The sequence below is a fragment of the Candidatus Thermoplasmatota archaeon genome, assembly GCA_034660695.1.
Taxonomy (GTDB): domain Archaea; phylum Thermoplasmatota; class E2; order UBA202; family DSCA01; genus JAYEJS01.
This window is the reverse complement of record JAYEJS010000084.1, coordinates 1-8,269: the sequence shown is the minus strand read 5'-3', so window position 1 is coordinate 8,269 and position 8,269 is coordinate 1. Positions and strand designations below refer to the sequence as shown.

Genomic DNA, 8,269 nt, shown 5'->3' with positions numbered 1-8,269 from the left:
CCACAATGCTGACGTTTTACACCAACTGAATGCTCTCCCTGCTTGGGAAAGCCACATTCATCCACCTGCAAAGCACCATTCCTCTCATCCCCAATAAACCGGGTTACATCCTTCTGGATATCGTCAATCACGGGTCTATGATCTCAGGGTGAAGAAGAGATAAAATGCTGCAGAGACTGATTATTGCAATCTGGAACATCCTTAGCATAACTGCACATATTACCTTTCCCCTTTTCCAATAGCTTCCCCTGAAGATACTGAAAGGACTGTTTAGCAACACTCCGAGTTCTAGTCACAAACCGATGAACATATATCCCGTGCACATACTTTAGCCTATCGACCGTTCCATGTAAATCCTCAACTGATAGCGTAAATTTCATTTTGCATCCCCTCAATATTATCGAGAGAGATACTGAGTGAAGAAAAAAGTTACGAAAAATTGAGGGTTATTTCAAAAAAATAAATCTGACAAAGTCAAGATAATTATGGCTAAACAATGTTTTTAAAGCGGGATTGCATTCATACTGAGAATGGTACTTACACCAAAAATAGGGATAACAGGTGCGCCAAGAGTGGGCAAAACGGAAGGCCTCATAAATGTTATAAGAAGGTTGGAAAATGAGTTTGTGTTCGGGGGAATGATAACGGAAAGTATTGAGCGGAAAGGGGAAAGAGTTGGATTTAAGGTTATAGACTGGCTTACAAAAAAAGAAGGAATTTTTGCTCATGTTGACCTAGATACAATTTACCGCGTGGGCAAATATAGGATAGATCTGAAAGTGCTTGAAAAGATCGGCATACCGGCCATACAGAATGCGATAGATGATGAAAATGTTGATATCATAATTATAGATGAAGTTGGAAAAATGGAACTGGAAAGCAAAAAATTCAGGGAGGCGGTTCGCAGAGCTTTGGACTCTGATAAGCCTCTGCTCCTTACACTCCACAAAAAATCAAGGGATTCGCTATTGCAGGACATAAGAAATATGGATAACGTCCGCATATTAGAACTAACCCCTGTCAATAGGAATATATTGCCATATAAGATAGACAGAATTCTGAAAGAAGGATTTAGATGATAGGTAAGGAGGGCAAAACAAAAATTTTATTGTATGGAAAGGTTAAAGATAAAGGTCCTGGAATCAAAAGAGATAAATTTTATAATCCGGCGATGAAGCTGGACCGTGACTTATGCGTTCTATTCTGCTGGTACGCAGTAAAAAACGGATGCAAAAAATTTTTAGATGGACTTGGAGCGACTGGTGTCAGGGGCATAAGGATAGCAAATGAAGTTGAAGGAATAGACATGCACATAAATGAAATCAATCCCGTTTCATATGAAATAATAAAGAAGAATGCCGAGATTAATAATTTGAAGATAAATGCAATGAATGGGGATATAAGGATGCTTTGCCGTAATAAATATGACTACATAGATATCGACCCCTACGGTTCTCCTGCGCCTTTTGCTCTCTCTGCTTTTGAAAGAATGAGAGGGAAGGGCTTTGCTGCATTTACCGCCACAGATAAAGCTACTCTCTGTGGGGTTTATAAAAGCACGTGCATCAGGCGATATGGGGCGGTTCCTATGCATGGCGAAGGCATGAAAGAAATCGGGCTGAGAATACTCATAGGCTTTTTGGTCAGGACTGCCGCAATGAAGGGTTACGGTGCATATCCAGTTTTTTTGTATTCCCACGACCACTATTTCAGGGTGTATCTGCGTCTGGAGAAAGGAGCTAGAAAAGGGGGCGAGGCGGTGAAGAAAATAGGCTGGATTTGCAGAGATAATGGATGGAAAACAAGGAAATTTTGCAATGAAAGGGGGGAGAAATGGGCTGGTCCTCTGTGGATTGGTTCGTTAAATGATAAAGATGTTGTTGAGTTTATGGCGGAAAAAGCAGAAAATAAAAGAAACAAAAAATTGCTGGAGATTATAAAGGAAGAGGTTGATGCTCCTCCAATGTATTACGATGGTAGCTCTATATGCAAGCGGCTTAAGATAGTGCAGCCAAAACTTTTGGATATTATAGGAAGGCTGAGGGAGAAGGATTTTTTTGCGTCAAGAACTCATTTTTCCCCAATCGGTTTCAAGACCGATGCAAATGTGAAAGAGATCGAGAAAGTCTTCAGGCAGTTACAGCAGTAGAGATACTTACCTCACCTCCTTTATTGACTCCTCTACGATGTCCATACCCGCCTCAACCTGTTTCGTTGTTATGCATAACGGTGGGATATAACGTATTGTTGATTCACCGCATGAAAGAAGGAGAAGACCTTTTTTCAACGCCCTGTTTACAATCTCGTCTCTTATCTTCGGTGCTGCTTCCTTGCCTTTTTTGCTTTTGACTATTTCGGTTGCCTGCATCAACCCAAGACCGCGTGCATCGCCGACTATTTCATATTTTTCTTTCATTTCATCCAATCTTTTACGCATTATCTTTCCCTGTCTTGCGGCATTTTCTACAAGCTTTTCTTTTTCTATGACATCTATTGTGGCAAGTGAAGATGCGCATGCAGCGAGATTCCCTCCAAATGTTGTCGAGTGTGCCCCTTTAACCCTGAAGTCGTATCTGGCATTGAAAACGGCTGCCCCTATTGGCATTCCCGACCCCATCGCCTTTGCAACGGTTACGACATCAGGTTCAACATTGAAATGCTCGATGGCAAACATTTTACCCGTTCTTCCAAAGCCAGCCTGTATCTCGTCGTCAACGAGGATTATGCCGTAATTATCCGCCAGTTTTCGCAATTCTTTCAAAAAGGTCGGGGGCGGAACGATATATCCTCCCTCTCCCTGCAACGATTCCACAAATATTGCCGCAACTTCATCTGGAGGTACATATCTTCTGAACATCTCTTCTATGTAACCTATAACTCTATTCACCAGTTCCTCGGGATTTTCGTACCCGTCTATACCAAATACGTTTCTATATGGATTTGGATAGGGAGCATGGACGACGCCTGGCATCCATGGAAAGAAATTCTGCTTGTGCAAAATTTTGCTTGCCGTCAGTCCAAGTGCACCCATGGTTCTTCCATGAAAGGCCCCCATAAAAGCCAGCATAAATTTTTTCTTCGTGCTCCATCTTGCAAGCTTTATCGCCGCTTCTACGGCCTCGGCACCGCTGTTTCCGTAATAAACTCTCTTTTCAAAATTGCCGGGCGTTATCTCGCATAGACGCTTTGCAAGTTTGACCTGCACGTCATAATAAAAATCGGTTCCGGCAAAATGAATCACTTTTTTAGCCTGCTCATTTATTGCATTTACCACAGAGGGATGGCAATGTCCTGTATTAACAACACCCACACCTGAAGTAAAATCAAAGAATATGTTGCCGTCCACATCTTCAAACACTATCCCTTTTGCCTCTTTAACAACAGCAGGAGACGCCTTTGTGGTTGTTGCAAGGTACTTCTCATCTTCAGCAATTATTTTTTTTCCTTCTCTGCCAGGCAAATCTGTCAAAATTCTCGGTCTTTCTTCTTTTCCTGTTATCATGGCTGACGGAATGGCAAATTGCTTTAAAAATTGTTTGCTTGCCCTGTTTTTACAATCAATTCACCAATTCCTTTAAATAAGGAAGTTTTATTACATGGCAGATGCCAAGGGAGAGAACCAAACGAAAAAAGAAAGAAAAGGAGTGGTATGGCGTGCTGGCCCCTCACACGTTTGGAAAAGCCAAAATAGCGGAGGCTGTTGCCGATGACCCGGAAAAATTAATTAACAGGAATGTTGAGATATCACTCCAGGAACTGACAAATGATTTTGCAAAATCGCATATAAAGCTCAAATTTAAAATAGTGGAGACAAAAGGATTGGAGGCAAATACTGTATTCATCGGCCATTCTTTGACTTCAGACTATATCAAAAGAATGAGCAGAAAACACAAATCTAAAGTAGATGGCGTGTTTGATATCAAAACCAAGGACGGAATAGGGGTGAGAATTAGTCCGTCAGCTTTAGCGACCAAGAGAATCCAGTCATCCCAGAAAAAGGCGATAAGGGAAATACTTAAGGAAACGGCAGAAAAAGAAGCAGGCACCAGAGATTTTGATGGGTTTGTAAAGTTAATGCTTGATGGTGAATTGGGCAGGGAAGCATACAGGCTGTCCAAAAAAATTTATCCCATAAAGAGGGTTGAGATTTACAAATCGAAAATTCTTGAAATCCCCAAGATCAAAGCAATGATAAGCGAAGAAGCCGAGGAGGAGGCAGGTAAAGAGATATTAGAAGGTAATACTAAAGAGGTAACTGAAGAAGCAGTTACGGAGAATGAAGCGGATGAAGAAGAGCATTTGGATGAGCAGACAGCGGATGTTGAGGAAACTGAAGAGGCTGCACCAATTACTCCTGAGGAAATAAAAGAATAAAAAAAATTATAACTCCAGATTTTTTATTATTTCTTCTTTTAATTCGGATATTCCATCTCCAGATTTGCACGATATTTTCAGGCATTTTCTGTCCGATTTGCATAAATCTGATTTGTTTTCTACAACAATTATTGGGAGAGATATGTCCTTTTTCATACTGGCTAAAAGATTTTCCTGTTCCTTGATAGAATAACCGCAATACTGGGTCGGATCAATCATGAATACAATGACATTTGCAAGATAATATATGGCTGCCATCGCCTGTTTTTCCACCCTGTTTTTGGGAGATAAAGGGCGGTCGAGGAGGCCGGGAGCTTCCACTACCTGTACTTTATGTTCTATGTATTTTTTCTCCACCGAAAAATGGCCTAGTACAAGTCCCGTTGTTGTAAAAGGGTATGGAGCGATTTTTGGTTTTGCCAGTGAGAGATGGCGGAGGAGAGACGATTTCCCAACATTTGGATACCCTACTATCACAACGGTTGGACTGTCTATCTCGATGGATGGTATATTGCGAATTTTTATTCTTGCTTCTTCCAAAAATTCCAGGTTTTTACTAACACGATAAACAATTGAAGAGATTCTACCGTACGCTGATTTGACTATCTTATCATACTCCTTGCTTCTTCTCATCTTTTTAATTTCTATCCTGGAAATATCATTGCATTTTTTCCTTGCCCAGTCTATTGCCCCAAGTGATTTTTTTAACTCATCAATTCCAACTGCAACGTCAAGCAGCTCATTGTAAAAAGGGTGCAGATTGTCAAAACTAGGAAATGCCTTGACATATTTATTCAGGCACGAATCAATGGTTTTTTGTACCATTCGAATTTTTTGTATCGCCTTCTTTTTTTTATTAAAGTTTTTTATCTCTTTTGCTTTTCTGAATGCCCTGTCGATCAATTCATCTGCCGATTCTATTTTCGGAATGTGCATCATGGAAAAAGTTTATCTAACAAAAGCAAATTAATGTATCGGTGAAAAATGGATAAAGAAGAGGGTTTCATCCTGTCAAACAAGTTCCGCAAATCCGTATTTTTGGAGATAGCATCTGGAGGGAATTCCATAAATACGATAGCAAAAAAGCAGCATCTCTTTCCCAAGATGGTAGAAAATGCTGTATCAGACCTGAAAAAAAATGGTATAATAAAGGATGATGACGGCAGGCTGGAACTTACTGATATGGGCAAGAAAATTTTTGCCAAACTCAAGGGTAGTAATGCCATATGAAATGTTGATAAGAGGGGAAGTTGCATCTGGTAAAGGTGAAGGTCGATTGTATATTGTTAAAGACGAGTATGCAGAACAGTTTCATAAAGTCTTTGGATTTATACCCTTCCCCGGAACGCTAAATTTATTGGTTATTGAAAAAGATTATGAAAAATTTCAGATATTGAAGGAAAAAAAGGGAATCGAAATCGCCGGTTTCAAAAAAAATGGAGAAAAATTCGGGGAGGTGAAATGCTTTAACTGCATATTGAATGGAATGGTAAAAGCGGTCGTGGTTATGCCGGAAAAAAGTCAGCATGACAACGTAATGGAGATAATATCAAACAAAAGTTTGAGAGATGAATTTTCATTGAATGATGGAGATGTAATTGATGTTTTTATAGAATAAACATTTCGGTCAGCTGAATACAACCGAGGATAGATAAAGATACTCGAAGTTGTAATACTCGCTGTTTTCCATGGTTTCCTCGTACCCGCAATACGGGCAAACCCAGCATGTCTTATGTCCAAAGTTAAATTGCCTCATTATTTTGCTACAGTACGGGCATATATGCATTTTATTCCTCCCCGGATTGTATAAAAACGCCGAGGGTATATATAAAGCCAGATGATTTTTTTTGTAATGTAAGTATATTACAATCCCCGCCTGGGAATTGACGCCTTTAAGGTTTGATTGCCAGATATGCCTGCATCATGGCCCTTATACGTTGATCATTTACCCCCTCTTCATATATGTGATGCTCCGGGTAAATGTCAGCCATCAAAGCAATAGACCTTATTAGCGATCTTTTAAATATTCTATCGTCCATTTTTTACCTCACTCATAAACGTATACGTCGTTCCATTTCATCATCTCTCTATTTCCTGCTTTGTCTATGCTGTAAAAGTCTATCTCATATTTTCCATATGGCGAGTAACCGTACATTTCCCCGAGCTGTGCCAGGTCGATATACCCTCTATAATATTCCTTCCAGTTGAATAAAAGCATCCATTTTTGCAAGTCATTGTCCCATCTCCATATTCTGTAATAGGTATGATTCACGTCCGAAGCACCAGGAATCGGGTAATCTGTTGCTTCAAGGGTTATGGCAGTAGCTTTGGGAATATAATGAATGATGTAATACCAAAATATCGGAACATTTGTTACTTCCCCATGGAATTCTTTGACCGTAACAGGCGGCACATTCGTAATAGTCGTCGTCTCCCATGTTTCGTCTTCCACTCCTTCGTCGCATGTTACATTTGCCGTGTTGTTAAGGACAGTGCCTGTCTCAAGGCCGTAATGCACTTTTACTGTAACGTATAACGTAAATAAATTGCCCGATGCAAGATTTCCTATATTCCATGTAAGCATTTTGTCCTGAATATTGTCTGGCGATACAGATGCCGAGAGATAACTTACATTTTCCGGGAGCTTGTCGGTTATGATAACATTGGTCGCATCTCCACTGCCTATGTTTCTTACGGTTAGTGTGTATGTTAGTTCATATGTGGGCTCGACAGGATCGGCTGAGTCTGTTTTGTCTATAACCAGCAAGGGATCGGCAAGAAGTGGTATAGGCATAATGGTCGTTGGTTCTACATCGCTTGCATTTGCCTTTTCATCACACGTTGTATTGACAAAATTGTATATTATTGTATTTGCTTTTATTCCAGTAATTTTGACGTTTGTTGTAATTGTAAAGAGTATGCTTTCTCCGGCATGAAGTGTGTCGATAGTCCATGAAATGTTGTCACCATTATCAATACCTCCGTCTGTATCATTTATTATGAGGAAACTTTGGTTATAGTCATCTATTACAATGACGTTTGTGGCATCCTCATTTCCTGTATTATTAACCCAAATTATGTATGTTAAGATGTTTCCTTCCTGAACTGGATCAGGATTGTCAGATTTTTTCACTGTTAAGACAGGTTTTGACTTTACTACTGTAACCGCCGTATCATTGTCGCTGACTCCTTCATCACATGTTATTTCGATGTAATTTGTTAAAACAGTATTGTTCCGAAGAGGCGAGTCAACAGACAGTGTGATGTGCATGGTTTTTGCAGTATGGGGTGCCAAGTTTCCAATCATCCATATGTTATTTCCTGTATTGGGTTTGGGGGTGGCGGATATAAATGTGGTGTGGGGTGGATAGGTATCCTCGATTATGACATTGGATAATGGGACATCGCTTGGATTGTAGTATGTTATGATGTAGGTAATCTCTCCCCCAGCCTCGACGCTTAACGGTCCATCTTTTTCTATGCCGATAGAAGGATAGACTACTTTTGTACTTTCGGTTGCTCTCCCGTTACCTGCATTTGATGAGGTGTAAGTAGCCATGTTGAGCAAAGATGTCTCATTGTTATTTGCAACAATTCCGGTAATGGTTATAGTTTTACTTCCACCAGCTGCGATAGTACCCAGATTCCAGCGGTTATTGCCGCTATCTGGGGGTGGGTTTGAGCTTGCATATATGAAGTTTGAATCGTAGTTTTCTCTCACCACAACATTATCTGCAGGAGCGCCACCGGTATTCTTTACGATGATTGTATAAGTTAATGTTTCTCCTGGCTGAATCGGGTCTGGTGAATCTGATTTCGTTATGAAAAGAGATGGTGGAATGTAGATTGTCACAGTTGCAGTGTCACTACCACTCACTTTACCACCAAGCAAGTC

Annotated in this window: 10 protein-coding genes; 5 read left to right on the top strand and 5 right to left on the bottom strand. The window is 40.3% G+C overall.

The window, feature by feature from the left end; all coding sequences use genetic code 11:
* The first annotated feature begins 530 nt into the window (after positions 1-530).
* Positions 531-1,079 (top strand): NTPase, encoded by a 549-nt coding sequence (locus tag U9O96_04380; GenBank protein ID MEA2054336.1) that lies wholly within the window; start codon positions 531-533, stop codon positions 1,077-1,079.
* Positions 1,076-2,149: a tRNA (guanine(10)-N(2))-dimethyltransferase gene (locus U9O96_04375; GenBank protein ID MEA2054335.1), complete on the top strand. Its 1,074-nt coding sequence runs from the start codon at positions 1,076-1,078 to the stop codon at positions 2,147-2,149. The genes U9O96_04380 and U9O96_04375 overlap by 4 nt, the downstream gene beginning before the upstream one ends.
* 6 nt (positions 2,150-2,155) lie before the next feature.
* On the opposite strand, the gene U9O96_04370 is transcribed toward U9O96_04375, so the two are convergent.
* Positions 2,156-3,502, bottom strand: a complete 1,347-nt coding sequence (locus tag U9O96_04370) for an acetyl ornithine aminotransferase family protein (GenBank protein MEA2054334.1) — start codon at positions 3,500-3,502, stop codon at positions 2,156-2,158.
* A gap of 101 nt (positions 3,503-3,603) precedes the next feature.
* On the opposite strand from U9O96_04370, the gene U9O96_04365 reads away from it, so the two are divergent.
* A complete protein-coding gene (locus tag U9O96_04365) occupies positions 3,604-4,374 on the top strand; it encodes a 30S ribosomal protein S3ae (protein MEA2054333.1) in 771 nt (256 codons plus the stop codon).
* 6 nt (positions 4,375-4,380) lie between these two features.
* Here the strand turns inward: U9O96_04365 and U9O96_04360 are convergent, their stop codons facing one another.
* On the bottom strand, positions 4,381-5,313 hold the full coding sequence (locus tag U9O96_04360) for a GTPase (GenBank protein ID MEA2054332.1): 933 nt from the start codon (positions 5,311-5,313) through the stop codon (positions 4,381-4,383).
* 45 nt (positions 5,314-5,358) lie between these two features.
* Here U9O96_04360 and U9O96_04355 point away from each other — a divergent pair, with 45 nt between their 5' ends.
* Together U9O96_04355 and U9O96_04350 are read left to right on the top strand one after the other, a co-directional pair.
* The gene (locus U9O96_04355; GenBank protein MEA2054331.1) at positions 5,359-5,604 is read left to right on the top strand and encodes a hypothetical protein; all 246 of its coding nucleotides are present in this window, start codon (positions 5,359-5,361) and stop codon (positions 5,602-5,604) included.
* Positions 5,594-5,992 (top strand): DUF120 domain-containing protein, encoded by a 399-nt coding sequence (locus tag U9O96_04350; GenBank protein ID MEA2054330.1) that lies wholly within the window; start codon positions 5,594-5,596, stop codon positions 5,990-5,992. The genes U9O96_04355 and U9O96_04350 overlap by 11 nt, the downstream gene beginning before the upstream one ends.
* A gap of 9 nt (positions 5,993-6,001) precedes the next feature.
* On the opposite strand, the gene U9O96_04345 is transcribed toward U9O96_04350, so the two are convergent.
* The 3 genes from U9O96_04345 to U9O96_04335 all read right to left on the bottom strand — a co-directional run.
* Complete coding sequence (locus U9O96_04345) at positions 6,002-6,160, bottom strand: hypothetical protein (protein ID MEA2054329.1); 159 nt, start codon at positions 6,158-6,160, stop codon at positions 6,002-6,004.
* A gap of 106 nt (positions 6,161-6,266) precedes the next feature.
* Positions 6,267-6,413, bottom strand: a complete 147-nt coding sequence (locus U9O96_04340) for a hypothetical protein (GenBank protein MEA2054328.1) — start codon at positions 6,411-6,413, stop codon at positions 6,267-6,269.
* Positions 6,414-6,421: 8 nt separating this feature from the next.
* On the bottom strand, positions 6,422-8,269 hold a 1,848-nt coding region (locus U9O96_04335; protein MEA2054327.1), incomplete at its 5' end, for a hypothetical protein.

What these genes read in the sequence shown, in the direction of transcription:
- U9O96_04380 (MEA2054336.1), top strand. Translation starts at nt 531, where the DNA reads ATGGTACTTACACCAAAAATAGGGATAACAGGTGCGCCAAGAGTGGGC.
- U9O96_04375 (MEA2054335.1), top strand. Translation starts at nt 1,076, where the DNA reads ATGATAGGTAAGGAGGGCAAAACAAAAATTTTATTGTATGGAAAGGTT.
- U9O96_04370 (MEA2054334.1), bottom strand. Translation starts at nt 3,502, where the DNA reads ATGATAACAGGAAAAGAAGAAAGACCGAGAATTTTGACAGATTTGCCT.
- U9O96_04365 (MEA2054333.1), top strand. Translation starts at nt 3,604, where the DNA reads ATGCCAAGGGAGAGAACCAAACGAAAAAAGAAAGAAAAGGAGTGGTAT.
- U9O96_04360 (MEA2054332.1), bottom strand. Translation starts at nt 5,313, where the DNA reads ATGATGCACATTCCGAAAATAGAATCGGCAGATGAATTGATCGACAGG.
- U9O96_04355 (MEA2054331.1), top strand. Translation starts at nt 5,359, where the DNA reads ATGGATAAAGAAGAGGGTTTCATCCTGTCAAACAAGTTCCGCAAATCC.
- U9O96_04350 (MEA2054330.1), top strand. Translation starts at nt 5,594, where the DNA reads ATGCCATATGAAATGTTGATAAGAGGGGAAGTTGCATCTGGTAAAGGT.
- U9O96_04345 (MEA2054329.1), bottom strand. Translation starts at nt 6,160, where the DNA reads ATGCATATATGCCCGTACTGTAGCAAAATAATGAGGCAATTTAACTTT.
- U9O96_04340 (MEA2054328.1), bottom strand. Translation starts at nt 6,413, where the DNA reads ATGGACGATAGAATATTTAAAAGATCGCTAATAAGGTCTATTGCTTTG.